The sequence below is a fragment of the Jannaschia sp. GRR-S6-38 genome (genome assembly GCF_029853695.1).
Classification (GTDB): Bacteria; Pseudomonadota; Alphaproteobacteria; order Rhodobacterales; family Rhodobacteraceae; genus Jannaschia; species Jannaschia ovalis.
Window position 1 is genome coordinate 83,898 of record NZ_CP122537.1, and the last position, 24,166, is coordinate 108,063.

21 protein-coding genes and 1 tRNA gene are annotated in these 24,166 nt (G+C 68.1%); 9 read left to right on the forward strand and 13 right to left on the reverse strand.

Going from position 1 to position 24,166, the window contains the following annotated elements; translation table 11 throughout:
* Positions 1-27 precede the first annotated feature (27 nt).
* The gene (locus P8627_RS00390) at positions 28-2,112 is read left to right on the forward strand and encodes an ABC transporter ATP-binding protein (protein WP_279965506.1); all 2,085 of its coding nucleotides are present in this window, start codon (positions 28-30) and stop codon (positions 2,110-2,112) included.
* A 195-nt stretch (positions 2,113-2,307) separates the two neighbouring features.
* Here P8627_RS00390 and P8627_RS00395 read toward each other — a convergent pair whose 3' ends face one another.
* The 6 genes from P8627_RS00395 to pdxH form a co-directional block, all read right to left on the reverse strand.
* Positions 2,308-2,712 carry a GIY-YIG nuclease family protein gene (locus tag P8627_RS00395; RefSeq protein WP_279965507.1) on the reverse strand — a complete coding sequence of 135 codons (405 nt, stop codon included), beginning with the start codon at positions 2,710-2,712 and terminating at the stop codon, positions 2,308-2,310.
* The gene (locus tag P8627_RS00400) at positions 2,703-6,368 is read right to left on the reverse strand and encodes a vitamin B12-dependent ribonucleotide reductase (protein ID WP_279965508.1); all 3,666 of its coding nucleotides are present in this window, start codon (positions 6,366-6,368) and stop codon (positions 2,703-2,705) included. The genes P8627_RS00395 and P8627_RS00400 overlap by 10 nt, the downstream gene beginning before the upstream one ends.
* A gap of 481 nt (positions 6,369-6,849) precedes the next feature.
* Positions 6,850-6,926: transfer RNA gene (locus P8627_RS00405), tRNA-Pro, on the reverse strand.
* A 30-nt stretch (positions 6,927-6,956) separates the two neighbouring features.
* Positions 6,957-7,457: a DUF192 domain-containing protein gene (locus tag P8627_RS00410; RefSeq protein WP_279965509.1), complete on the reverse strand. Its 501-nt coding sequence runs from the start codon at positions 7,455-7,457 to the stop codon at positions 6,957-6,959.
* Complete coding sequence (locus P8627_RS00415; RefSeq protein ID WP_347882284.1) at positions 7,436-7,870, reverse strand: cold-shock protein; 435 nt, start codon at positions 7,868-7,870, stop codon at positions 7,436-7,438. The genes P8627_RS00410 and P8627_RS00415 overlap by 22 nt, the downstream gene beginning before the upstream one ends.
* A gap of 253 nt (positions 7,871-8,123) precedes the next feature.
* Positions 8,124-8,741, reverse strand: a complete 618-nt coding sequence (pdxH, locus tag P8627_RS00420) for a pyridoxamine 5'-phosphate oxidase (RefSeq protein WP_279965510.1) — start codon at positions 8,739-8,741, stop codon at positions 8,124-8,126.
* Between the two features lie 79 nt (positions 8,742-8,820).
* On the opposite strand from pdxH, the gene fabI reads away from it, so the two are divergent.
* Genes fabI through gpt form a run of 4 tightly spaced genes read left to right on the forward strand, consistent with a single transcriptional unit; the run spans position 8,821 to position 11,380 of the window.
* Positions 8,821-9,636, forward strand: a complete 816-nt coding sequence (gene fabI / locus P8627_RS00425) for an enoyl-ACP reductase FabI (protein WP_279965511.1) — start codon at positions 8,821-8,823, stop codon at positions 9,634-9,636.
* Positions 9,636-10,250 (forward strand): LysE family translocator, encoded by a 615-nt coding sequence (locus tag P8627_RS00430; RefSeq protein ID WP_279965512.1) that lies wholly within the window; start codon positions 9,636-9,638, stop codon positions 10,248-10,250. Before fabI ends, P8627_RS00430 begins: the two co-directional genes overlap by 1 nt.
* Positions 10,247-10,858: a LysE family transporter gene (locus tag P8627_RS00435; RefSeq protein WP_279965513.1), complete on the forward strand. Its 612-nt coding sequence runs from the start codon at positions 10,247-10,249 to the stop codon at positions 10,856-10,858. Before P8627_RS00430 ends, P8627_RS00435 begins: the two co-directional genes overlap by 4 nt.
* Before the next feature lie 18 nt (positions 10,859-10,876).
* Positions 10,877-11,380 carry a xanthine phosphoribosyltransferase gene (gene gpt, locus P8627_RS00440; protein ID WP_279965514.1) on the forward strand — a complete coding sequence of 168 codons (504 nt, stop codon included), beginning with the start codon at positions 10,877-10,879 and terminating at the stop codon, positions 11,378-11,380.
* Positions 11,381-11,386: 6 nt separating this feature from the next.
* Here the strand turns inward: gpt and P8627_RS00445 are convergent, their stop codons facing one another.
* Entirely contained in the window at positions 11,387-12,727 is a 1,341-nt protein-coding gene (locus P8627_RS00445) for a cytochrome P450 (RefSeq protein ID WP_279965515.1), read from the reverse strand.
* Complete coding sequence (locus P8627_RS00450; protein ID WP_279965516.1) at positions 12,724-13,956, reverse strand: hypothetical protein; 1,233 nt, start codon at positions 13,954-13,956, stop codon at positions 12,724-12,726. Before P8627_RS00450 ends, P8627_RS00445 begins: the two co-directional genes overlap by 4 nt.
* A gap of 41 nt (positions 13,957-13,997) precedes the next feature.
* Between P8627_RS00450 and P8627_RS00455 the strand changes: the two genes are divergently transcribed.
* The gene (locus P8627_RS00455; protein WP_407932955.1) at positions 13,998-14,240 is read left to right on the forward strand and encodes a sulfurtransferase TusA family protein; all 243 of its coding nucleotides are present in this window, start codon (positions 13,998-14,000) and stop codon (positions 14,238-14,240) included.
* 9 nt (positions 14,241-14,249) lie between these two features.
* Here P8627_RS00455 and P8627_RS00460 read toward each other — a convergent pair whose 3' ends face one another.
* Positions 14,250-17,654 (reverse strand): indolepyruvate ferredoxin oxidoreductase family protein, encoded by a 3,405-nt coding sequence (locus tag P8627_RS00460; RefSeq protein WP_279965517.1) that lies wholly within the window; start codon positions 17,652-17,654, stop codon positions 14,250-14,252.
* Between the two features lie 126 nt (positions 17,655-17,780).
* Here P8627_RS00460 and P8627_RS00465 point away from each other — a divergent pair, with 126 nt between their 5' ends.
* Positions 17,781-18,683: a LysR family transcriptional regulator gene (locus tag P8627_RS00465; protein WP_279965518.1), complete on the forward strand. Its 903-nt coding sequence runs from the start codon at positions 17,781-17,783 to the stop codon at positions 18,681-18,683.
* Positions 18,684-18,857: 174 nt separating this feature from the next.
* Here P8627_RS00465 and P8627_RS00470 read toward each other — a convergent pair whose 3' ends face one another.
* Positions 18,858-19,283, reverse strand: coding sequence for a SufE family protein (locus tag P8627_RS00470; protein ID WP_279965519.1), 426 nt, complete (start codon positions 19,281-19,283; stop codon positions 18,858-18,860).
* Positions 19,284-19,398: 115 nt separating this feature from the next.
* Here P8627_RS00470 and P8627_RS00475 point away from each other — a divergent pair, with 115 nt between their 5' ends.
* Positions 19,399-19,848: a hypothetical protein gene (locus tag P8627_RS00475; RefSeq protein ID WP_279965520.1), complete on the forward strand. Its 450-nt coding sequence runs from the start codon at positions 19,399-19,401 to the stop codon at positions 19,846-19,848.
* Between the two features lie 33 nt (positions 19,849-19,881).
* On the opposite strand, the gene P8627_RS00480 is transcribed toward P8627_RS00475, so the two are convergent.
* Positions 19,882-21,012, reverse strand: coding sequence for a cobalamin-independent methionine synthase II family protein (locus P8627_RS00480; protein ID WP_279965521.1), 1,131 nt, complete (start codon positions 21,010-21,012; stop codon positions 19,882-19,884).
* Between the two features lie 87 nt (positions 21,013-21,099).
* Positions 21,100-22,110, reverse strand: a complete 1,011-nt coding sequence (nadE, locus tag P8627_RS00485; RefSeq protein ID WP_279965522.1) for an NAD(+) synthase — start codon at positions 22,108-22,110, stop codon at positions 21,100-21,102.
* 286 nt (positions 22,111-22,396) lie between these two features.
* Here nadE and P8627_RS00490 point away from each other — a divergent pair, with 286 nt between their 5' ends.
* Positions 22,397-23,188 carry an ion transporter gene (locus P8627_RS00490; RefSeq protein ID WP_279965523.1) on the forward strand — a complete coding sequence of 264 codons (792 nt, stop codon included), beginning with the start codon at positions 22,397-22,399 and terminating at the stop codon, positions 23,186-23,188.
* Positions 23,189-23,192: 4 nt separating this feature from the next.
* Here P8627_RS00490 and P8627_RS00495 read toward each other — a convergent pair whose 3' ends face one another.
* A complete protein-coding gene (locus tag P8627_RS00495) occupies positions 23,193-24,143 on the reverse strand; it encodes a cupin domain-containing protein (RefSeq protein WP_279965524.1) in 951 nt (316 codons plus the stop codon).
* Between the last annotated feature and the right edge of the window lie 23 nt (positions 24,144-24,166).

The window sequence follows — 24,166 nt, forward strand, 5'->3', positions numbered from 1 at the left end:
CGCCTTCCACCAGAGGGACGATACGACATGAAACAGAACCCCGACCACAAGGGTCCGATCCTCGAAATCGACCAGCTGTCGATCAGCTTCTTCACCCGCCTGCGCGAGATCCCGGCCGTGATGGATTTCTCGGTCTCGGTGGAACCCGGCGAGGCCGTGGGCCTCGTGGGCGAGTCGGGCTGCGGCAAGTCCACCGTGGCGCTGGGCGTGATGCAGGATCTCGGCAAGAACGGGCGCATCGTCGGCGGCTCGATCAAGTTCAAGGGCCGCGATCTGGGCGAGATGTCCCAGGAGGAGCTGCGCGACATCCGCGGCAACGAGATCGCGATGATCTACCAGGAGCCGATGGCCTCGCTGAACCCGGCCATGCGGATCGGCAAGCAGCTGATGGAAGTGCCGCAGATCCACGACAACGTCTCCGAGGCGGAGGCTTACGAGCTCGCCCTGCAGGTCGTCACCGACGTGAAGCTGCCCGACCCGAAGCGGATGCTCGACAGCTATCCGCACCAGCTCTCTGGCGGCCAGCAGCAGCGGATCGTGATCGCGATGGCGCTGATGTCGAAGCCCGCGCTCCTGATCCTGGACGAGCCGACCACCGCGCTCGACGTGACCGTGGAGGCGGGCATCGTCGATCTCGTGAAGGATCTCGGCAAGAAATACGGGACCTCGATGCTGTTCATCTCGCACAACCTCGGTCTGGTGCTCGAAACCTGCGACCGTGTCTGCGTGATGTATTCCGGCGAGGCGGTCGAGGACGGCGCCATCGCCGAGGTGTTCGACCGGATGCGCCATCCCTACACCCAGGCGCTGTTCCGCTCGATCCCGCTGCCCGGCGCCAACAAGAACATGCGACCGCTGATCGCCATCCCGGGCAACTTCCCCCTGCCCCACGAACGCCCGCCGGGCTGCAATTTCGGCCCGCGCTGCGACTATTTCGAAGCTGGCCGCTGCGACCAGGGGTCGATCCCGATGCGCGACGCCGGACCCGGGCACCATTCGCGCTGCGTGAAGTTCGACGAGATCGACTGGAACGCCCCGCTCGCGGATGTGATTGAGGCCAGCTCGAACCCGATCGGCGACCCGGTCCTGAAGGTCCAGAAGCTGAAGAAATACTACGAGGTCTCGGCCAACGCGCTGTTCGGCGCGGGCGACGAGAAGGTCGTCAAGGCGAACGAGACCCTCGATTTCGAGGCCCGCGAATCCGAGACGCTGGCCATCGTGGGCGAGTCGGGCTGCGGCAAGTCAACGCTGGCCAAGGTCCTGATGGGGCTCGAGACCGCGACCGACGGCGCCATCACGATGGGCAACCAGGACATCCAGGACACCCCGATCGAGAAGCGCAGCACGAAGCAGATCGCCGACATCCAGATGGTGTTCCAGAACCCGTTCGATACGCTCAATCCCTCGATGACCGTGGGCCGCCAGATCATCCGCGCGCTCGAGGTCTTCGATGTCGGCGACAGCGACGCCGCCCGGCGCGAGCGGATGCTGCAGCTTCTGGACCTCGTGAAGCTGCCGCGCGAATTCGCCGACCGGATGCCGCGCCAGCTCTCCGGCGGCCAGAAACAGCGCGTCGGCATCGCCCGCGCCTTCGCGGGCGACGCCCGGATCGTGGTCGCGGACGAGCCGGTCTCGGCGCTCGACGTCTCGGTCCAGGCCGCGGTGACGGACCTGCTGATGGAGATCCAGCGCGAGCACAAGACGACGCTCCTCTTCATCAGCCACGACCTGTCGATCGTCCGCTACCTCGCGGATCGCGTCATGGTCATGTATCTCGGCCACGTCGTCGAGCTGGGCACCACGGACGAGGTCTTCGCCCCGCCCTACCACCCCTACACCGAGGCGCTGCTCTCGGCCGTGCCGATCGCGGATACGCGGGTGAAGAAGAAGCACATCGTGCTCGAAGGCGATATTCCCTCGGCGATGAACCCGCCGTCGGGCTGCCCCTTCCAGACCCGCTGCCGCTGGAAGTCGGAAGTGCCGGGCAATCTCTGCGAGACGCAGGTGCCCCCGATGAAGGGCTTCAACGGCCACCAGATCAAGTGCCACCTCTCGGACGAGAAGCTGCAGGGCATGGAGCCCGTCATCGAGATCGACACCGCGGCCGAGTAGCCCGCGGGCGCGTCCCGGACATGACAAGGCCCGGCACGCCGCCAGCGTGCCGGGCCTTTGCCTTTCTCCCCTCCGGTCCGGCGCCGATTTCCTGCGCCGAGAATGAAAACGGGGGCCCCGAAGGGCCCCCGCCGCCTGTCCGCCGGCCTCAGCTACACCCGCTTGTTCCGCCGCAGGTATTGCATTCCGAACTCTTCATTTGGCGCGACGCTGAAGAAGCGCTCGCACAATAGGGTTCGCGCTCGGGTTATCTCGAACGTTTAGAATCGGCTGGTACCTTTTGATCAGTCGCTCTTCCAAAGCGTCCAATCCAACCTCAGCGAGCGCATTCATTGGGTACACCGCAAGGTGTGTTGCGCCGAGTTCCCTCGCCACCTGGAGCTTCTCATGTCCTGAGATGCGCGCGCGAAGTCTCTTTGCCTTCCCGATGTAAAGGACCTGCCATGCAACTCCATCGTTGTAGCAAAAGGCGTAAATTGATGGGCCGAAGTCCGGAACGCCGAGTAGCTGCCATAAGCCGAAGCGATAGATGATGCCGCTCTCGTCGCTGAACGGAAGCTCTTTCTTCATTTCAGCCCCAAGGGCATTCATCAGCTGCATCCGCTGGTCCCCCCGCAGGTGTTGCATTTCATGCAGGTGCCGTTCCGCACCAGCGTGTAGTTTCCGCACTCGCCACAAGCCTCGCCCTCGTAGCCCTGCATCTTCGCCTTCGTGCGGGCGTCCATGCTCGTGGCGGCCACGGCGATCGTCGAGGTCTCGGCCTTCAGCGCCACCGTGCCGCCCGTCTGGGCGATCTCGGCGGCGACGGCATCCATGCCGCCGCGCAGCGCGACCAGATCCTCGGGCAGGCGCTTGCGCAGGTAGCCCGAGGAGGTCACCGACTTGATCACCTCCAGCGACTTCGACGCCGCGGACTGGGTGGGCGCGCTGACATTGCCGTCGCCCGTCCCCGGGTCCTCCGCTTCGCCGATCGAGTCGAAGGTCGTGCCCTGCGGCTTCACATGGGCCAGGTCCTCGCGGTCGAGATAGCTGACGGCCAGTTCGCGGAAGATGTAGTCGAGCACCGAGGTGGCGTTCTTGATCGAGTCGTTGCCCTGCACCATCCCCGCCGGTTCGAACTTGGTGAAGGTGAAGGCGTCGACGAACTCCTCGAGCGGCACGCCGTATTGCAGCCCCACCGACACCGCGATGGCGAAGTTGTTCATCATCGCCCGGAAGCCCGCACCTTCCTTGTGCATGTCGATGAAGATCTCGCCTAGGTTGCCGTCGGCATATTCGCCGGTCCGCAGATAGACCTTGTGCCCGCCCACGACCGCCTTCTGGGTGTAGCCCTTGCGGCGCTCGGGCATCTTCTCGCGGTGGCTGCGGACCATCTCCTTGACGATGATCTTCTCGATGACCTTCTCGGCCAGCACCTCGGCCTTCTGCGCTGAAGTGCCCGTCTCCAGAACCTCGGCGGCCTCGTCGTCATCCTCGACCAGCGAGGCGGCGAGCGGCTGGCTCAGCTTCGAGCCGTCGCGATAGAGCGCGTTGGCCTTCACCCCGAGGCTCCAGGACAGCTCGTAGGCCGCCTTGCAATCCTCGATCGTGGCCGCGTTCGGCATGTTGATCGTCTTCGAGATCGCCCCCGAGATGAAGCTCTGCGCGGCGGCCATCATCCGGATGTGGCTGTCCACCGACAGGAAGCGCTTGCCCTTCTTGCCGCAGGGATTGGCGCAGTCGAAGACGCTCAGATGCGCGTCCTTGAGGCCCGGCGCGCCTTCCAGCGTCATCGTCCCGCAGACATGGTCGTTCGCCGCGTCGATCTCGGCCTTCGAGAAGCCGAGATGGCGCAGCAGGTCGAAGCTGGGATCGTTCAGCTTGGCCGCCGGGATGCCCAGCGTCTGGGTGCAGAACTCCTCGCCCAGCGTCCACTGGTTGAAGACGAAGCGGATGTCGAAGGCCGAGGGCAGCGCGGCCTCGATCTTCTCGATCTCGGCCTTGCCGAAGCCGTGCCCGATCAGCGCCGTGTGGTTGATGCCGGGCGCCTGGCCGAGCGAGCCGTGACCCACCGCGTAGGCGATGATCTCGGCGATCTGCGCCTCGCCGTAACCTAGCTTGCGCAGGGCGGCGGGGACCGACTGGTTGATGATCTTGAAATAGCCGCCGCCGGCCAGCTTCTTGAACTTCACCAGCGCGAAATCGGGCTCGATCCCGGTGGTGTCGCAATCCATCACCAAGCCGATCGTGCCGGTGGGCGCGATCACCGTCGATTGCGCGTTGCGGAAGCCATGCTTCTCGCCCTGCGCGACGACCTCGTCCCAGATCTCCGCGGCGAGCTTGGTCAGCGTGGTGTCAGGGCAGCCCGCGATATCCAGCGCGACCGGCGCGACGGCGAGCTGCTCGTAACCCTCGGTCTTGCCCATCGCGGCGTTGCGGTGGTTGCGCATGACCCGCAGCATATGCGCGCCATTCTTCTTGTAGCCCGGGAACGGGCCCAACTCGCCCGCCATCTCGGCCGAGGTGGCGTAGCTGACGCCGGTCATCAGCGCGGTCAGCGCACCGCAGAGCGCGCGGCCCTCGCGGCTGTCATAGCCCAGCCCCATGTTCATCAGCAGGCCGCCGATATTGGCATAGCCCAGGCCCAGCGTGCGGAAGTCGTAGCTGCGCTGCGCGATCTCCTTGGAGGGGAACTGCGCCATCATCACGCTGATCTCCAGCGTAACGGTCCAGAGCCGCGAGGCGTGGATGTAGAGCTCGTGATCGAAGCCGCCGTCCGCCTTGAGGAACTTCAGCAGGTTCATCGAGGCCAGGTTGCAGGCCGTGTCGTCGAGGAACATGTATTCCGAGCACGGGTTCGAGCCGCGGATCGGGCCGTCTTTGGGGCAGGTGTGCCAATCGTTGACGGTGTCGTGGAACTGGATGCCCGGATCGGCGCAGGCCCAGGCGGCGTGGCCCACCTTGTCCCACAGATCGCGCGCCTTGACGGTCTTGGAGACCTTCCCGTCGGTGCGGTTGGTCAGCTCCCAATCGGCATCCTTCTCGACGGCGTGCAGGAAGGCGTTGGTGACGCGGACCGAGTTGTTGGAGTTCTGGCCCGAGACCGAGTTGTAGGCCTCCGAGTCCCAGTCGGTGTCGTAGGTCGGGAATTCGATGCTGTCATAGCCCTGCCGCGCGTATTGCAGGACGCGCATGATATAGGCTTCGGGGATCATGTGCTTCTTGGCGGTGCGGATCACCGCCTTGAGCGACTCGTTGACCGCCGGGTCGCAGGCATCGTCGAGCGAGCCGTCCCAGGCGCGCACGGCCTGCATGACCTCGGTCAGCTGCGCCTGGTGCGCCTTGGAGCCCGCGACCAGCGCCGCGACCTTCTGCTCCTCGATCACCTTCCAGTCGATGAACTGCTCGATATCGGGATGGTCCATGTCGACGATGACCATCTTGGCCGCGCGGCGCGTGGTGCCGCCCGACTTGATCGCGCCCGCCGCGCGGTCGCCGATCTTCAGGAAGCCCATCAGACCGCTCGACTTGCCGCCGCCCGACAGGCGCTCGCCCTCACCGCGCAGATGGCTGAAATTCGTCCCCGTGCCCGAGCCGTACTTGAAGAGCCGCGCCTCGCGGACCCACAGGTCCATGATGCCGCCATCGTTCACCAGGTCGTCGCCAACGGACTGGATGAAGCAGGCATGGGGCTGCGGATGCTCGTAGGAGGATTTCGACTTCACCAGCTTGCCGGTGAACGGATCGACATAGTGGTGGCCCTGCGCGGGGCCATCGATGCCATAGGCCCAGTGCAGGCCGGTGTTGAACCATTGCGGGCTGTTCGGCGCGCCCATCTGGCGGGCGAGCATGACGCGCATCTCGTCGAAATAGGCGCGCGCGTCGTCTTCGGAGGAGAAATAGCCGCCCTTCCAGCCCCAATAGGCCCAGGCGCCCGCCAGCCGGTCGAAGACCTGCTTGGACGAGGTCTCGCCGCCGTAGCGCGCCTCCTCGGGCAGCTCGGCCAGTGCGGCCTCGTCGGCGGTGCGGCGCCACAGGAACTCGGGCACGCCCTTTTCCTTGACGGCCTTCAGCCGCGCCGGGACGCCGGCCTTGCGGAAGTATTTCTGCGCGATCACGTCGGAGGCGACCTGGCTCCAGCCCTCGGGGATCTCGACCGCGTCCAGCTTGAACACCGTGGTGCCGTCCGGATTGCGGATCTCCGAGGTGGTCGTGGTGAAGGCCAGCGCCGCGTAGGCGTCCTTGCCGGCTTCGGTCAATTTCCGTTCGATGCGCATAATCGGGGCTCTCCTGCCAAATGTCCGTGTCCTGCCGGACGCGCGCACTCTCCCGCCCCCGGCGTCTGCCACCCGGGCGGGCCCCTTTCGCCGGGGCCGGTGCTTTCGTCCTGTTCCGCCGGACCGCACCATATATGGTGTATACCCCCGACAGGACCGCAAATTAGAGGGCGTTCGCGCAAAGCGTCAACGATTCGTCACAAAGAAATTGTGGGCCGTTCCTGTGGGTAAGTTGTGAGCCCCGGCTGAGCGCTTGTCGCCGCCGCGCCGAGGCGGTGGAGCGTCGCGCGCGGGGCCCGTTTCGCAGGGGTTTACGCAAGGTCCTCCCTGTGGAGCGATCGGGGAGAAATCGCCGTACCCCGTCGCCGGCGATGTGGTTTTCGGAGCACAGCGAAGCCCGGACCCCGCACCACGACATGCCCTCGCCGCCCCGCACCCCTCGGGGCGATGCCCCTCCGGGCCGCAAGATCTTGTGTCCGACTGGTCGGGGCGGCGAGATTCGAACTCACGACCCCCTGTACCCAAAACAGGTGCGCTACCAGACTGCGCCACGCCCCGACCTGCGCGGCGGGTTAGCAGGGACGCGCGCTATTGGGAAGCATCCTCGCAGGGCCATGCCGCGCCGTCCTGCGGCATCACGGGCGAGCGCAGCTCGTCGCCCGCATCGATGCCCAGCGTCTCCGCCATCCCGCCATTGATCTCGAGCACCGCGCGCGTGGGCGCGCCGGAGCGGATCACCGTCTCGTCGCGCGGGATCGCGTTGGCATGGACCTTCACCACGCGCCCCGCTTCGTCGAGGAAGATCATGTCGAGCGGGATCAGCGTGTTGCGCATCCAGAAGCCGACCTCCTGCGTGCGCGGGTAGACGAAGAGCATGCCCGCCATGCGCGCCAGCTCCTCGCGGAACATCAGACCCCGCGCCTGCTCCTCGGTGGTGAGCGCCAGCTCGACCCGAAATTGCGCCTTGCCGAATTCGCCCCGGATATCGACGCGGTCGGCGGCGCAGGCCGCGAGGGCCGCGCCGCAGGTCAGGGCCCAGGCGGCTGCACCGCCGAGCCCCCGCCGGATCAGGCGATGTAGTATTCCCACCGGCGCACCTCGACTGCCTGACGTCCCCGTTCGCCGTCGATGGCGCGGAGGCAGATCGCCTCCCCCGCCGCGAGATCGGCCAGACCGAAGCGCCGGAGCACCTCCATATGCACGAAGATGTCGTCGGTCTCGCCGAAGCTGTTGGCGAAGCCGAATCCCTTGTTCTTGTCGAACCACTTCACGCGCGCGGCCAGGAACGGCAGGTCGGAGGGCACGTCGGCCAGGAAGGCGGGCGGCTCCTCGGCCAGGGCCGGCGCGGGCGCGTCGACGGCCAGGACCTCGGTGATCTGCAATCCGCGCGGCGTCGCCTGGTGGCGGAAGCGCACGGCGCTGCCATCGGCGACCGAGCTCTGCCCGTAATTGCGCAGCACGTTCACATGCAGAAGGGCGTCGCGTTCGAGGTCATCGGCCACGACGAGATCCGAAGCCGCGCGTCGGGTCGAACCATTTGACGACCCCCTCGACGATGACGTCTTCCCCGCCACCCATCGCCGCCTCGCGATCCACATCCTTCATCCCACTGCCCTTTTGTTCTTGCCATCGCCCGTCGAGGGCCTCTTCGCAAAGGCCCCTTCCATAGTCAGGAAATGAATGAAGACAATCTTAATAAAGAATGGACATAGTTTTCGTGGGGTCAGGCGGCAAATACCCGCCGTCGAAGGCCCCTCAGGGGTTGAGACGCTGCACCTCCCACGTGCCATCCATGCGTCGCGACCATCTGAATCGGTCATGTAGGCGAAATGCGCCGTCTGCCCAGAACTCAATTTCCACCGGCCGAATCCGGAAGCCGCCCCAAAATGGCGGCCGCTTCGGATTAGGGCCATGCGACGCGGTGACCTTGGCCACCTCCGACATCAGCGCGGTCCGGCTCTCCAGCGGGCGCGACTGCTTGGAGGCCCAGGCCCCCAGGCGCGACTTCAGGCTGCGCGAGGCGTAATAGGCGTCGGCCTGCGCGTCCGAGACGCGCTCCACGGGCCCGCGGACCCGGATCTGGCGCCGCAAGCTCTTCCAGTGCACGACGAAGGCCGCCTTCGGCGTCTCGGCCAGCTCGCGCCCCTTCTTACCGTCGAAATTGGTGTAGAAGACGAAGCCGCCATCCGCGCCGCCGACGATCTCGATCTCCTTGAGCAGGACCATCCGGACATTGGGCAGACCGTCGGCATCGACGGTCGCCAGCGCGATGGCGTTCGCGTCCTCGGGCTCGCTGCCCTCGGCCTCGGTCAGCCAGGCCTGCGCCAACGCAAAGGGATCGTCGCCCGCGAAAATGCCGTCCCGTTCGGCCATCCTGTCCCCGTACCCGTTATCCTTGCCGGTATAGGGGCAATCGCCTAAAGCCGGTTGGGACGCAAGGCGGAGGGGACGAATGGCGGGGATCATGCAAGGCAAGCGCGGGCTCATCATGGGCCTCGCCAATGACAAGTCGATCGCATGGGGCATCGCCAAGGCCTGCGCCGAACAAGGGGCCGAGCTGGCCTTCTCCTACCAGGGCGAGGCGCTGAAGAAGCGCGTCGATCCGCTGGCCGCCCAGGTGGGCAGCGACATCGTGCTGCCCTGCGACGTGGGCGACGGCGCCTCGATCGACGCGCTCTTCGCCGGGCTGGCCGAGCACTGGGACCGGCTGGATTTCGTCGTCCACGCCATCGGCTTCTCCGACAAGTCCGAGCTGCGTGGCCGCTATCTCGACACCTCGCTCGAGAACTTCCTGACCACCATGAACATCTCGGTCTTCAGCTTCACCGCCGTGATGCAGCGCGCCGAGAAGATGATGACCGAAGGCGGCAGCGCCCTGACGCTCAGCTATCTCGGTGCCGAGCGGGTGATGCCGCATTACAACGTTATGGGCCTCGCCAAATCGGCGCTCGAGACCAGCGTGAAATACCTCGCCGAGGATCTGGGCCGCGACGGCATCCGGGTGAACGCGATCAGCGCGGGCACGATCAAGACGCTCGCGGCCTCGGGCATCGGCGATTTCCGCTACATCCTGAAATGGAACGAATACAACTCGCCCCTGCGCCGCACCGTCACGCAGGAGGAGGTCGGCAAATCCGCCATGTACCTGCTCTCGGACCTGGCCTCGGCCGTCACCGGCGAGGTACACCATGTCGATAGCGGCTATCATGTCATCGGCATGAAGAACCCCGACGCGCCCGACATCACGCGGGAGAAGAAGCCCGAGTGATGGAGACCCTCACGGTCGCCCAGCTCGCCGCCTTCAACGCGGCGCTCTTCGTCGCCTGTGCCGCACCCGGGCCGGCTTTCCTGGTCTGCACCCAGGCCAGCCTGCGGGGCGGACGCAAGGAAGGCGTCGTCACCGGCCTCGGGCTCGCCGTCATGGCCGGGCTCTGGACGCTGGCCGCGCTCCTCGGGCTCGAGGCGCTGTTCGAGCTCTTCCCGCTGGCCTACACCGCGATGAAGCTGGGCGGCGCGCTCCTGGTTCTCGTCTTCGCGATCCAGATCTGGCGCGGCGCGCATGCGCCGGTGACCGCGGCTCCGCCGGTGTCGCGCCGGCGGGCCTTCCTGCGGGGCTTCCTTCTGAATCTCGGCAATCCGAAATCCATCCTCTTCGCCGCGGGCGTGTTGCTGGTGATCTTCCCGCCCGGCCTGTCGGCGGCCGAGATCGCGCTGATCACCGCGAACCACATCGCGCTCGAAATCGCGGTCTATTCCACCCTCGCCTTCCTGATGTCGCGCGACCGCGTCCGCGCGCGTTACCTCGCCTTCAAGCCGCTGATCAGCCGCGCCATGGCGCTCGTGCTGGGCGGGCTGGGCCTGCGGCTTCTGGTGACGGCATGAGCGCGCTGGCCTTCGTCACGCTGGCGCTGGCGCATCTGCTGGCTGCGATCTCACCCGGCCCGTCCTTCGTGCTGTCGGTCAAGACCGCCGCGGCCGAGGGCTACCGCCCGGCACTGGGCCTCGCCCTCGGCTTCGGCCTCGCCGCGACGATCTGGGCGGGCGCGGCGCTGCTGGGGCTGTCGCTTCTGTTCGAGATCGCGCCGCTGCTCTTCACCGCGCTCAAGTTCCTGGGCGCGGCCTTCCTCGTCTGGCTGGCCGTGCGGATGTGGCGCCACGCGCCCGACCCGATCCCCGCCGCCGAAGCCGGCCCGCCGCGGGGCATGCGCTCGGCCATCCGGCTGGGTACGCTGGCGATGCTGGCCAACCCCAAGCCCGCGATCTTCTTCGGCGCGATCTTCGTGGGCCTCGTCCCGGCCACCTCAACGCCGGCCGAGAAGGCGCTGGTCCTATTCAACATCTTCTGGGTCGAGGCGGCGTGGTACATCCTCGTCGCCCGGCTCTTCTCACTGCCGCGCGCCCGCGCCGCCTACGGCCGGTTCAAGACCGCGCTCGACCGGTCGCTGGGCGTGGCGCTGGGCGCGCTGGGCGTCCGCCTCGTCCTTCCCTGATCCGTCCCGGAGGCTTCCATGTCCGAAAAACTGCCCCATGAAAAAGGCTTTCACATCAGCTGGGACCAAATCCATCGCGACAGCCGCGCCCTGGCCTGGCGCCTGGACGGGCGCGGCCCCGACGATGGCGGCTGGCGCGCGATCGTGGCCATCACCCGCGGCGGCATGGCGCCGGCCATGATCGTCGCGCGCGAGTTGGACATCCGGCTGGTCGACACGATTTCGGTCAAGTCCTACGACCACCAGACCCAGGGCGAGGCGCAGGTCCTGTCGAAGCCCGAGGAGAGCATGGTCGGCGACGGCACGGGCGTTCTGGTGATCGACGACCTCGTCGACTCGGGCAAGACGCTGGAAGTCGTCCGCAAGCTCTATCCCAAGGCGCATTTCGCCACCGTCTACGCCAAGCCCAAGGGCGAGCCGATGGTCGACACCTTCATCACCGGGGTCAGCCAGGACACCTGGATCTTCTTTCCCTGGGATATGGCGCTGCAATATGTGCAGCCCTATCGCGGCACCGACTGACGGCGCTCAGCGGCGGGCGAAGCGCAGCCGGATGCCGTCGCGCGCCCGCACCGTCAGATGCGCGACCGGCACCGGCGGCGGGCCTACCGGCGCGACCCGAAATGCGGCGATCATGCGCGCCAGCAGCACCACGCCCTCGGCCATCGCGAAGCCCGCGCCGGTGCAGACCCGCGGCCCGGCGCTGAACGGCATATAGGCGCGCCGCGCGCTCTCGGCCGTCGCCGCCCGGCCCCACCTGTCGGGGTCAAACCCGTCGGGGTCGTCCCACAGCCGCTCGTGGCGGTGCAGGTGCCAGGGGCTCAGCACCACCTGCGCGCCCTTCGGCGCGGCCCGGTCGCGGAAACTCTCGGGCCGCGTGGTCTGCCGCACCATCATCGGCACGGGCGGATAGAGCCGCAGCGTCTCGCGGAAAACATCGCGCGTGAAGGGCAGCCGGGACAGATCGCCGATCGCCATGCCATCCCAGTCGCGCGCCGCCTCCGCCGCGACGCGGTCCTGCGCGTCTGGATGGGTGGCGAGCAGGTAGAGCGCCCAGGCCAGCGCCGAGGCGCTGGTCTCGTGGCCCGCGAGGAAGAAGATCGCGACCTGGTCCACCATTTCCCCGGGCGAGAAGCGGTGGCCCGTCTCCGGGTCGGCGAAGGTCATGATCTTGGTCGCCAGGTCGTCGGGCGCCGTCCCCGCCGCGATCTGGGCCCCGCGCCGCTCGACCAGGGCCGCGATGGCCGCCCGGATCGACCGCGCGGCGGCCAGCGTCCCGCGCCGGTGCGGGCGCGGCAGCCAGCGCGGCAGCGGCACCAGCGCGGCGAGGTTCAGGAGCGGCTGGCTCCGCTGGTAGGCGCGGAACTCGGCGAAGACCTGCGCCGCGAGGCGGTCCTCGATCGGGACCGAGAAGAGCGTCCGGAAGATCACGTCCGCGGCCGCATAGCTCGCCAGCCGCTCGACTTCGTGCTCCCCGTCCTCCTGCCGCGCGACCATCGCCGCGGCGGCGTCCAGCATCCCCGGAAACGCGTCGCGTAGCCGCCCGCCCGCGAAGGCCGGATCGATGATCCGGCGCTGTCGCTTCCACTCGGCGCCGTTCGTGACAAAGACGGACCGCCCGAGAAGCGGCGCCAGCCCCTCGCGCACCCGGTCGGATTTCGGAAAGTCGTCGGGCCGCTGCAGCAGCACGAGATCGATCAGCGCCGGGTCGTTCATCATGTAGCTGCGGAAGAACGGCGTCCGGAACTCGGCCATCCAGGCCCGGTAGAGCCGCGCGGGCTGGGCCGAGAGGATGTCGGCCCGAAAGGCGCGCGCATAGGCCAGAAGCCCGACCGTCCCCGCCCGCGCCGACGGCTTGGGCGGGATCACGCGGCCATCGCCGTGAAGCCGTTCACCGGCGCCGTCAGGCGCGAGGGGCTGGGCGCGCGGCCCGCGAACCGCTGGCCCAGCGTCAGGGGCCCGGCGGTGATGCGGAAATAGTCGTAATCGCCGGGCCGGTCGAAGGCGCAGAGATACTGGAAATGCAGCCGGAAATAGCGCCGCTTCAGCGCCGCCTGCGCCGCGAGGCTCAGCGTCTGGGTGAAGGCCGCCGAGATCACCAGAGGGCCGGTCTGCGTCTCAGGCGCGACGCCCGAGACGGCGACCGGGTCGCAGAGCGCGAAGGCGCAGCCGTCGCCGGGCGCCGTCACGTCCAGCCAGGCGATCCGGTCCTGCCCGCCCATGACGTGAAGATCGGCGCGCAACCGATTGGCCTGCGGCAGGAAACTGACCATCGGAACGACATGCCCGAGGCTCAGGAAGGCGCATTTGCCGGCCGGCACCCGCCCCGCCCGGATCATGTCGGCCAGAACCGAGATCGCCAGATGCGCCCCCGAGGAATGGCCCACGACCAGCACCTCGTCCACCTCCGAGGCCAGTGCCGCGGCGATCCTGTCGCCGAACTCCGCCAGCCGCGCCTCGAGCCGGGGCGGATAGGCGCCGTCCCACCGCGCGGTGAAGGCGAAATCATGCATCAGGTAGTAGGCGAAGATCCGGCCATCGAGCCGCTTGAACCAGCGCAGCAGGGCCCAGGCGACGCCGAGGCCCGCCAGCCCGGAGACAACGCCGATCGTCACCGCGAAATCCCAGATCGGGCCCGCGACGGCCCAGGTCAGGGCCTGGACCAGCGCGCAGATCACCAGGGCGCCGATCCCGGCCGCCACCAGAAGCTGCCCTAGCAGCACGGCGATCGGATAGAGCGCGGCCAGCACCGGCCCCTGCCGCAGCCGCATCAGGCGAAACAGCGCGCCCGAGCCGATATAGGCCCAGGCCGTGCGGACGAGTTGGGCATAGGTCGCGGGGATCGTCGCCTCCATGCTCTCGGCGACGATATCCGACCAGACGAGCACCTCGATCTCGGCCTCGGTCACCGCCCCGTCCATTTCGCTGCGGACGCGCCAGGCGCAGAGACCGTCGCCCTTCTCCTGCGAGATCGCATAGCCCGAGATCGCCGCCTGTTTCGCACCCTCGCTGCGATAGAGCTCCCGGTAGCGGCGCGGGTGGAACGGGTCGTAGCCCGGAACATAGAGCACCTTGCGGCGCCGAACGGTCTGCGTCATCGGGTCGTCATGCCTTGTCCTGCCTTGCGCGATACTGGCAGATGCCCGCGGCGAAATTAAGGACCATGATGATGGCGGATCTGGAGATCGACGCGCTGGGACTTCTCTGCCCGCTCCCCGTCCTGCGGCTGCGCAAGCGGATGGGGTCGCTGCCCGCGGGCGCGCTCGTCATCCTTCATGCCGACGATCCCGCCGCCCATGTCGACGTGCCGCATTTCTGCGCCGAGGCCGGGCATGAATTCGTCGGCGTCGACGGCCACGCCTTCACCATCCGCAAGCGCTGAGGCGCGGCGCTATTCCGCCGCCTGCGCCAGGTTCGGCCCGCCGGCCCGGATGGCGGCCAGCAAGTCCTCGCGGCGCTTGGCGGCCTTCCGGGCATTGGCGTCCTTGACCGGCCCGAAGCCGCGGATGCTCAGCGGCAGTTCGGCGAGCGCCACCACGGCCTCGCGCGTCCGGTCGGTCACCAGCGGCAGCACCGCGTCGAGATCGCGCTCGTATTCCGCGATCAGCGCGCGCTCCATGCGACGCTCGGCGGTGCGGCCGAACGGGTCGAGCGGCGTGCCGCGCAGGACCTTGCCGCGCGCGAGCAGCGGATAGAACCGCTCGATCCACTGGCCGAAGGATCGCTTCTGCGGGCGGCCGTCGGGACCCGGCTTCGACAGGAAGGGCGGGGCCAGGTGATAGGTCAGCTTCAGATCGCCGTCGAAGGCGGCGCGGGCCTTGGCGCGCGTCTCCGTCAGGAGGCGCGCGACCTCGTACTCGTCCTTGTAGGCCAGAAGCTTGTGATAGCCCTTCGCGACCGCGTCCCGGACCGCCGGGTCGGCGATCGTTTCCAGCCGCTCGGTATAGCGGCGGGCATAGCGCTTGGACTGGTAGGCGCGCAGGTGCGCCGCGCGCAGCGCCTCGGCCCGCTCGGGCGTCTCGGGCAGCGCGACCACGCTCGGCGCCAGGACACGCGTCACCTCCTCGGGGTTCAGCACCGCCCAGCGGCCCAGCTCGAAGGCGCGCTGGTTGCGCTCGACCGCCGCGCCGTTCAGCTCGATCGCGCGGTGGATCGCTTCGTGGCTGAGCGGCACCAGGCCCTTTTGCCAGGCCGCGCCCAGGATCATCATGTTCGAGAAGATCGTGTCGCCCAGCGTCGCCTCGGCCAGCGCGGAGGCGTCGAACATCGTCAGCCCGTCCCGCAGGCGCGCCTTAAGCGACAGCGTCAGCTGGTCGGCGGGCAGCTTGAAATCGGGGTTGCCGGTGAAATCGCCGGTGACGATCTCGTGGGCGTTGACCACCGCGCCAGTGCGGCCCGTCGTCGTCAGCGCCAGGGTCTTCGCTCCCGCGCTGACCACCAGGTCGCCGCCGATCAGCGCGTCGGCCTCGCCCAGCGCGACGCGGATGGCCGAGATGTCGTCGGGCGTCTCGCCCAGCCGGCAATGCAGCGCGACGGCCCCGCCCTTCTGTGCCAGGCCCGCCATCTCCATCAGACCGGCGCCCTTGCCGTCCAGATGCGCGGCCATAGCCATCACCGCGCCGATGGTCATCACGCCGGTGCCTCCCACGCCGGTGATGACGGTGTTCCAAGTATGGTCGATCACCGGCAGCTCAGGCTGGGCCAGGTGGCCCGTGTCGATCTCGGTCGTCGCGCGTTTCTTCAGCTCGGCCCCCTCGACCGACACGAAGGACGGGCAGAAGCCGTTCACGCAGGAATAGTCCTTGTTGCAGGTCGACTGGTCGACCGCGCGCTTGGTCCCGAAGGCCGTCTCGACCGGCACCAGGCTCACGCAGTTCGACTGCACCCCGCAATCGCCGCAGCCCTCGCAGACATCGGTGTTGATGAAGATGCGGCGGTCGGGATCGGGGAACTGGCCGCGCTTGCGGCGGCGGCGCTTCTCGGCGGCGCAGGTCTGGATGTAGAGGATCGCGCTGACCCCCTTCACCTGGGTCATCGCCGCCTGCACCTGCGGCATCTCGGCCCGTTCATGCCAGTCCAGCCCGGACGGGAAGAGCGAGCGGTCGACGCCCTCCTTCTCGTCGTAGACCACGGCGATGGTCTTCACGCCCATCGCCTGCAGCTCGCGCGCGATCTGCTCGGGCTGCAGGTCGCCCTCGTTGTGCTGGCCGCCGGTCATGGCGACGGCGTCGTTGTAGAGGATCTTGTAGGTGATGGTGGTGTTCGCGGCGAGCGCGGCGCGGATCGCCAGGATACCGGAATGGTTGTAGGTGCCCTCGCCCAGGTTCTGGAACACGTGCTCGCGGGTCGAGAACTGGCTTTCGCCCACCCAGTTGACGCCTTCGGCGCCCATATGGGTGTAGCCCTCGGTGTTGCGGTCCATCCAGAGCGCCATGACATGGCAGCCGATGCCCGCACCCGCGCGCGAACCTTCGGGCACCTTGGTCGAGGTGTTGTGCGGACAGCCCGAGCAGTACCAGGGCGTGCGGGTGGCGATCTCGGGGGCGTTGTCGGCGCGCTTGGCCTCGGTCACGCGGGCCAGGCCCGCCTCGATCCGGTCGGTGCCGCGGCCTTCCTCCTTCAGGATGCCGCCCAGCTTCAGCGCGATGTCGGCGGGGTCGAGCGCATAGGCCTGCGGGAAGAGGATCGGCCCGGCGCTGGACTTGCGATAGCCGTAGACGCGGCGCCCGCGGCGGTCGTCGAAGATCGCCTCCTTGACCTGCACCTCGATCAGCTTGCGCTTTTCCTCGACGCAGACGATCAGCTCCAGCCCCTCGGCCCAGTCATGCAGGCCGCGCATGTCCATCGGCCAGGTCTGCCCGACCTTGTAGGTGGTGATGCCCAGCCGCTCGCATTCGGCCGCGTCGAGCCCCAGCAGGTTCATCGCGTGCACGAGATCCAGCCAGTTCTTGCCCGCCGCGACGAAGCCGATCTTGGCGCCGGGCTTGCCATGCATGCGCTTGTCGATGCCGTTGGCGTGGGCGAAGGCCTCGGCCGCCCAGCGCTTGTAGCCCAACAGCCGGTCCTCCTGCGGGATCCAGTGATCGTTGAGGCGGATATTGACGCCGCCCTCGGGCAGGTCGAACTCGGGCGTGATGAAGCTCAGCCGGTCGGGACGGCCGTCGACCACGCTGGTGACCTCGACCGTGTCCTTCATCGTCTTCAGCCCGACCCAGACCCCCGCGTAGCGCGACAGCGCCCAGCCGTAGAGGCCGAAATCCAGGATCTCCTGCACGCCCGCGGGCGACAGCACCGGCATGTGCACGTCGACCAGCGCCCAGTCGGACTGGTGACAGGTGGTCGAGGACTCGCCCGTGTGGTCGTCGCCCATCGCCATCAGCACGCCGCCATGCTTCGAGGTGCCGGCCATGTTCGCATGCCGCATCACGTCGCCGGAACGGTCGACGCCGGGGCCCTTGCCGTACCAGAGGCCGAACACCCCGTCGAACTTGCCCTCGCCGCGCAGCTCCGCCTGCTGGCTGCCCCAGAGCGCGGTCGCGGCCAGGTCCTCGTTCAGACCCGGCTGGAAGGTGATGTCGTTGGGCTCCAGCACCTTGCGGGCCTTCGCCATATTCAGGTCGACCCCGCCCAAGGGCGAGCCGCGATAGCCGGTGCAGTAGCCGGCCGTGTTGAGCCCGGCCCGGCGGTCCCGCTCCTTCTGCATCAGCATCAGACGGACGAGCGCCTGCGTGCCGTTCAGCAGGACGGTATCCTTCGTCAGGTCGTAGCGGTCCGAAAGAGAGACGTCGTGGCGCATGGTCGTTCCTCCCGCAACGATTATAGGTCACAAATATTGACCCATAAAGCGGAATCTTTGTGCGCCGCCCAAGCTTATCTTGTGACGCCGAATGTGCCAAAGCCTTTCCAAACATGAGGGACGCCGGTGGACTGGGACAAGCTTCGTATCTTTCATGCCGTCGCCGACGCGGGGTCGCTGACCCATGCGGGCGAAGTGCTGCTCCTGTCTCAATCCGCGGTCAGCCGGCAGATTCGCGCGCTGGAGGAAAGCCTCGACACCACGCTCTTCCACCGCCACGCCCGCGGGCTGATCCTGACCGAGCAGGGCGAGCTGCTCTTCGACGCGACGCAGCACATGACCAAGCGCCTGGAAGCGGCCGCCGCGCGGATCCGCGACGCGGAGGAGGAGGTGTTCGGCAACCTGCGCGTGACCACCACGATCGGGTTCGGCTCGATCTGGCTCGCGCCGCGCCTCCCCAAGCTCTACGAGCGCTTCCCCGACCTCAACCTCGACCTGATGCTCGAGGAGCGGGTCCTGGACCTGCCCATGCGCGAGGCCGATGTCGCCATCCGCATGAAGGAGCCCAGCCAGGCGGACCTGGTCCGCAAGCGGCTGATGGACATCCGCATGCAGCTCTTCGCGACGCCCGCCTACATCGCCGCGAACGGCAAGCCCGAGACGCTGCACGACCTCGCCAAGCACCGCCTCATCTGCCAGAGCACCGGCGCCACGCAGGTCAGCGCCGGCGCCACGCTGGTGCGCGAGCTGATGGCCTACGAGCTGGGGCGCACGCTAATGGTGAACAACTATTTCGGGGTGCTGCAGGGCGTGCTGAGCGATCTCGGCATCGGCGTCCTGCCCGATTATCTCAGCCAGGATTTTCCCAACCTCGTCCGGGTGCTGCCTTCGGTCGAATCCAACGAGGTTCCGGTCTTCCTGGCCTTCCCGGAGGAGCTGCGCGGCTCGCGCCGCATCGAGGCGTTCCGCGATTTCGTGGTCGAGGAGGTCGTGGCCTACCGCAAGGCCCGGCAGGAAAACCCGACCTGACAGTCATGCGCGGGGCGCATAGCTGGTTTGCACCGATCGGTTCAGGTTCTGCCTTGTCCGAGGGCAAAGCGCAAACTATCTGGGCAATCGAAGGACGCGAAAGCGTGCTTCACCTCCCTGTTGGACTTGGCCGGGCCTCGTGCCCGGCTCTTTTTTTGTTCGGGGGCGCCGCCCTCAGGCCGCCTTGGCCGCGGCGACCGAGCGGATGCGCTCCACCATCGCGCGCAACCCGTTCGACCGCTGCGACGACAGATGGTCGTTCAGGCCCAGACGCCCCAGCTCGGCCGCGGCATCGACCTCCAGCACCTCCTGAAGCGACAGCCCGGCATAGAGCTCGTGCAGGATCGCGATCAGGCCGCGCACGATCATCGCATCCGACTCGCCCTCGAAATCGAACTGCGCCTGCGCGCCCTGCCCCTCGATCCGCGGATGCAGCCAGACCTGGCTGGCGCAGCCGTCGACCTTGGTCGCCGGCACCTTCAGCGCGTCGGGCAGCGGCGGCATCGCCTTGCCCATGTCGATCACGTGGCGATAGCGGTCTTCCCAGTCGTCGAGGAACGCGAAGGTCTCGACCAGCTCCTCGAAACGTTCCTGTGCCATCGCCATCCTCCATTCGCCTGTCCCGCAGGTAGGCGCGCCGCCCGCCGAGGTCCAGCCCGCTTCCCAAAGCGCGACGTTTGGGCTAGCCCCTTCGGGCAAGAGACGGAGGGACGGTATGGGATGGACGGGACGGATCGCCGCGGCGGCCGCGCTGCTGGCACTTGTGGGCTGCGGACTTGGCCAGACGCGGCTCAATCCGCTGAACTGGTTCGGCCGCGACAGCTCCGAGCGGATCGAGGCCGCCGCCGCCGTGCCGACGCGGCCGGTCGTGGATCAGGTCGTCTCGCTCTCGGCGGCGCCGATGCCGGGCGGCGCGATCATCTCGACCGTGGGCCTGCCGCCGACCCAGGGCTTCTGGGAGGCCCAGCTCGTCCGCCTGCCCACCGAAGCGCCGGGCACGCTGCTCCTGGAATTCCGCATCCTTCCGCCGATCGAGCCCAAGCCCGCCGGCACCCAGCCCTCGCGCGAAGTGCTCGCCGGCACCTTCATCAGTGACCAGGACCTCGCCGGGATCCGGACGATCACCGTCCAGGGCCGCCAGAACCGCCGCAGCATCCGCCGCTGAGGCGCTAGGGCTTGGGGGCGGCGCGCCGCGCGCTTAGACGCGCGCGCTCGCCAGCCGGGCGCCTTCCGCCATGGCGGCGAGCTTGGCATAGGCGATATCGGGATCGACTGCGCCGAACCCCGCGAAGGTGCCGAAGCCGCAATCGCTGCCCGCGATGACGCGCTCGGGGCCGACGATACGGGCGAAACGCTCCAGCCGCTCGGCCACGACCTCCGGATGTTCGACGAAATTCGTCGTGGTGTCGACGACGCCCGGCACCAGCACCTTGTCGTCGGGGATCTCGGCGGCGCGGTCGCGCCAGACCTGCCATTCATGCGCGTGGCGCGGGTTCGACGTCTCGAACAGAAGCTGCGAGGCGGCGACCTTCAGGAAGGTCGCGAAGACCGCGTCCATCGGGATGTCGCAGACATGCGGCCCCTCGTAATTGCCCCAGCAGATATGCACCCGCACCCGGCTCGGATCGATGCCCGACAGCGCGGCATTCAGCGCCGCGACATGGCTTTCGGCGATCTTGACGAATTCCGCGTCGCTCAGGTCCTGGAACAGCATGTGCCGCGACAGCGCGAGGTCGGGGCAGTCGAGCTGCAGATAGAGGCCGGCATCCACGATCGTGCGGTATTCCGCGGCCATCGCGTCCGACAGCGCGGCCAGATAGGCGTCGCGCGTCGGGTAATGGTCGTTCTGCAGGAACAGGCTGATGACGCCGGGGCTGGCCGCGTTCATGAAGCCCTCGGTCGCGCCATGCGCGGCCATCGCGGATTTCAGGTTGGCGATATCGGCCTGCAACTCGCCCTGCCCCTTCGAGCGGACCTCGCCCGTGCACATCGGCCGCGCGTATTTCGGCGTGCCCCCATCCGCCGCCAGGCGCTTCAGGAAGCTCGGAAACAGCTTCAGATCGGCCGGCGCGTTGCGCGGACTGTCGCCCGAGAAGCCGGTATAGCGATCCTTCACATAGGTGGCGTAGCTGATCTTCGACGTCTCGCCGTCCGAGACGATATCCACCCCCGCCTCGACCTGCCGGCGCACCGTCTCGGCGCAGGCATCGCGCATCTGTGCGGCGAAGGCGTCCGGGTCGTAGGGCTCGCCGCGTTCGCGGGCGAAGATCATGTCCACCGTTTCCTGCGTTCGCGGCAGCGAGCCGACATGGGTTGTGCGGATGGTCATTCGGCGGCCCTCCCCTGATCGCGCAGGGCCTGCGTGCCACGCAGCCCTCGCGCGCACAAGCCAAGGCCGCCGCTCGCCGCGTGTCGCTCAGGACGACGCCGTCGCGGCCCCGGCCGGCAGGCGCCGCGCGCCGCGCGCGCGGATCGGGGACCCGAAGCGGCCATCGACCGGCGGGAGGATCCGGACCGGGCCCCGCTTCCAGGCCGACAGGCGCATCAGCGCGCGAATGTCCTCGACCTCGGCCGGCGCGATGCCCAAGCCAGCGATCGCGTCTTCCGACAGACCGCGATCCAGCGCGTCGATGACGGTATCGATGACCGCGTAGTCATGCCCGATCCCGAACTCGTCGGTGACGCCGCGGGCCATGTCGGGCGACGGCTTCTGAGCCACGATGTCGGGCGGAATGTCCAGCGCCACCGCCAGCTGCCGCAGCTGCGTTTTCAGAAGGCCGGTCATCGGCTGATAGGGCAAATCGTCGATGCCGTCCTTCACGAACCAACCGACTTCGCATTCGGAGCGGTTGGCGGCCCCCACGGGCAGCAGGTTCCGGCTGGCCGCCATCTCCTCCAGAAGCGTGCGCCGGAAGATATGCCGGACGCGAAAGCCGGCATCCACCTGGCGCATCGAGAAATCGAAGAGCAGCCGCTTGTACCACGGGCGCAGCCTCTCTCCGCCCCCGGCCCGCAGGCTGGAGCGGAACGGATTCTCGCGGCAGATGCGCCAATAGCTTGCCGAGGACAGGCGCGCGACGAGCGGCGAGACCTGGAGCAGGCGCAGGAAGAGCGGGCGATAGACCCCGGTCCCGACCAGATCCGCCGTGATGTCGCGCCGTTCGAGATCGAGGCCCAGCGCCTCCGCGACCCGGCGCGCCTTCCGGTCCAGTTCGGGCTCGCTCACCCGGTCCCCCATATAGACGGCCGTGCATCCCGCAGGCCCGACGGCGCGGACGGCCAGCGCCGCGAGGACAGCACTGTCCAGCCCGCCGCTGAGCCCGAAGATCAGCCCCTCCGCCCGCGCCTCCGCCACCCTTGCGCGCAGGTCGGCGACCAGCGCGTCGATCGCGTCATCTGTCGAGATCGTCAGATCGAGATTTTCCATGGGCCCTCCGCCATTTGCGCGAAGCCTTGCCACGGATCGGAACGGGCGGCCTTGACGCACGGCAATCCGGTCCGGCCCGGGTGGCCACCGGGGCGATCGCCCATCCGTCCACCGCTTAGGGCGTCGTCCGCGCAAGGGGACGGCACCCATCCCGCTGCCGACGGGCCCGATCCGGATGACGCGCCCTAGGAATGCGGGCCACCCGGCACGCGCGACCCGGCATTTCGCCCTTGAACACCCGCCCCCCGGTCCGCATCTGCCCTGAGGGACAACAGGAAGAACGGACATGCGGGACCGGATCAGGGCGCTTGTCGATCACCCCCTCTTCGAACGGGCGGTGATCGGGCTCATCGTGGCCAATGCGATCAGCCTCGGGCTCGAGACCGTCGATCCCGTGATGGCCGCGATCGGCGATCTGCTGACAGCCTTCGACCGCCTGGTAGTGATGATCTTCGTGGCCGAATTGGCGCTGCGCTTCGTCGCCTCGCCCACGCGCTTCGTCCGGGATCCGTGGCGATGGTTCGACACGGTGATCGTCGCGGTCGCGCTGATCCCGACGACGGGGGCGCTCTCGGCGCTGCGGGCCTTCCGGGTGCTGCGCGGCCTGCGACTCATCTCGACGGTGCCGGCGATGCGACGCGTGGTGCAGGGCCTTCTGGACGCGCTGCCGGGCATGGGATCGATCGTGCTGTTGCTGGGCCTGATCTTCTACATCTTCTCGGTCCTGACGACCAAGGCCTTCGGCGCCGACTTCCCGGACTGGTTCGGCGATCTGGGCCGGTCGGCCTACACGCTCTTCCAGATCATGACGCTGGAAAGCTGGTCGATGGGGATCGTCCGCCCGGTGATGGAGGCCTATCCCTGGGCTTGGGCGGTGTTCCTGCCCTTCATCCTCGCCACGGCCTTCACCGTGCTCAACCTCTTCATCGGGGTCATCGTCGACGCCATGCAATCCGAGCACGCGCGCGAGGCCGCGGCCGAGCGCGAGGGGCTGATGGGCGAGACCGAGATGATCCTCGCCGAGGTGCGCGCCCTGCGGGCCGAGGTGGCCGAGATGAAGCGTCCGCCCCGCGCGTGACGCCTCAGCCGATGGCGCTGGGGCCCGCGGGGTCGTCCGTCGCCACGACGTGGTAGAGCGCGGCCTCGCCCTCCATCGACGGCCAGGCCGCGTGATCCAGCCCGCCGGGCACCGAGGCCGTGTCCCCCGGCGCCAGCACCGTCTCGCCGCCCTCCCAGACGAGCTTCCAATGCCCCTTCGCGGGCATAAGGACCGAAGGCCGGTCGTGGCGGTGCCGCGTCTCGGTCGCCGAGCTCCGCGTGATCAAATCGACCTCGAAGCCCGGCCGGTCGCGGATGATCCCGGTCGCGCCGATCACCTTGACCGGCTTGTCCTTCGCCAGCGCCACCATGTCCCAGTAGCGCCGCACGCCCCAGCCCACGACCTGCATCGGCGACATCTCGGGATAGTCGGCCAGCTCCGCCTCGGTCAGCTTGGGCATCGGGCCCACACCCGCGGGCAGGCGCTCGCCGCGCTTCGTGTCGTAGAGCTTGCCGTTCGCGCCCAGCACCAGCCCGTGATCGGCCGCGTCCTCGATGACCTGCGGCGCCCAGATCACGCCGCCGCCCGCGTCGTCGCCGCCCAGGATCGCCATGATCATCGCGTAATCGGTGCCGATATTTTCGAATCCGCGGAAGATGCCGGTCGGGATGTCGATGATGTCGCCTTCCTCCAGCACGACCTCGCCCGCGTCGCCATGCCGGCCCCAGAAGAAGCGCCAGCGCCCCGACAGCACGAAGAACACCTCCGCCGTCCGGTGGCTGTGCAGCGAGTTGCGGCATTTCGGCGGCTGCCCCGCCGCGCCGATGTTGAAGCCGTGCGGCGTGGTGATGTGGACGAACTGGTCGGCCGATTCCGACACGCCGCCGCCGATGATGGTGAAGTTCTCCTTGCGGTCCGATCCGGGCGTATGCGCGTCGATGAAGGCGGTCTTGCAGGGCCGAAGCTCGCCGTAGCGGACGATGTCGGGGGTCATGATCTCTCTCCTCCTCGCGGGGC

What these genes read in the sequence shown, in the direction of transcription:
- P8627_RS00390 (WP_279965506.1), top strand. Translation starts at nt 28, where the DNA reads ATGAAACAGAACCCCGACCACAAGGGTCCGATCCTCGAAATCGACCAG.
- P8627_RS00395 (WP_279965507.1), bottom strand. Translation starts at nt 2,712, where the DNA reads ATGCAGCTGATGAATGCCCTTGGGGCTGAAATGAAGAAAGAGCTTCCG.
- P8627_RS00400 (WP_279965508.1), bottom strand. Translation starts at nt 6,368, where the DNA reads ATGCGCATCGAACGGAAATTGACCGAAGCCGGCAAGGACGCCTACGCG.
- pdxH (WP_279965510.1), bottom strand. Translation starts at nt 8,741, where the DNA reads ATGGCCGAACGGGACGGCATTTTCGCGGGCGACGATCCCTTTGCGTTG.
- fabI (WP_279965511.1), top strand. Translation starts at nt 8,821, where the DNA reads ATGGCGGGGATCATGCAAGGCAAGCGCGGGCTCATCATGGGCCTCGCC.
- P8627_RS00430 (WP_279965512.1), top strand. Translation starts at nt 9,636, where the DNA reads ATGGAGACCCTCACGGTCGCCCAGCTCGCCGCCTTCAACGCGGCGCTC.
- P8627_RS00435 (WP_279965513.1), top strand. Translation starts at nt 10,247, where the DNA reads ATGAGCGCGCTGGCCTTCGTCACGCTGGCGCTGGCGCATCTGCTGGCT.
- gpt (WP_279965514.1), top strand. Translation starts at nt 10,877, where the DNA reads ATGTCCGAAAAACTGCCCCATGAAAAAGGCTTTCACATCAGCTGGGAC.
- P8627_RS00450 (WP_279965516.1), bottom strand. Translation starts at nt 13,956, where the DNA reads ATGACGCAGACCGTTCGGCGCCGCAAGGTGCTCTATGTTCCGGGCTAC.
- P8627_RS00455 (WP_407932955.1), top strand. Translation starts at nt 13,998, where the DNA reads ATGCCCGCGGCGAAATTAAGGACCATGATGATGGCGGATCTGGAGATC.
- P8627_RS00460 (WP_279965517.1), bottom strand. Translation starts at nt 17,654, where the DNA reads ATGCGCCACGACGTCTCTCTTTCGGACCGCTACGACCTGACGAAGGAT.
- P8627_RS00470 (WP_279965519.1), bottom strand. Translation starts at nt 19,283, where the DNA reads ATGGCACAGGAACGTTTCGAGGAGCTGGTCGAGACCTTCGCGTTCCTC.
- P8627_RS00475 (WP_279965520.1), top strand. Translation starts at nt 19,399, where the DNA reads ATGGGATGGACGGGACGGATCGCCGCGGCGGCCGCGCTGCTGGCACTT.
- P8627_RS00480 (WP_279965521.1), bottom strand. Translation starts at nt 21,012, where the DNA reads ATGACCATCCGCACAACCCATGTCGGCTCGCTGCCGCGAACGCAGGAA.
- nadE (WP_279965522.1), bottom strand. Translation starts at nt 22,110, where the DNA reads ATGGAAAATCTCGATCTGACGATCTCGACAGATGACGCGATCGACGCG.
- P8627_RS00490 (WP_279965523.1), top strand. Translation starts at nt 22,397, where the DNA reads ATGCGGGACCGGATCAGGGCGCTTGTCGATCACCCCCTCTTCGAACGG.
- P8627_RS00495 (WP_279965524.1), bottom strand. Translation starts at nt 24,143, where the DNA reads ATGACCCCCGACATCGTCCGCTACGGCGAGCTTCGGCCCTGCAAGACC.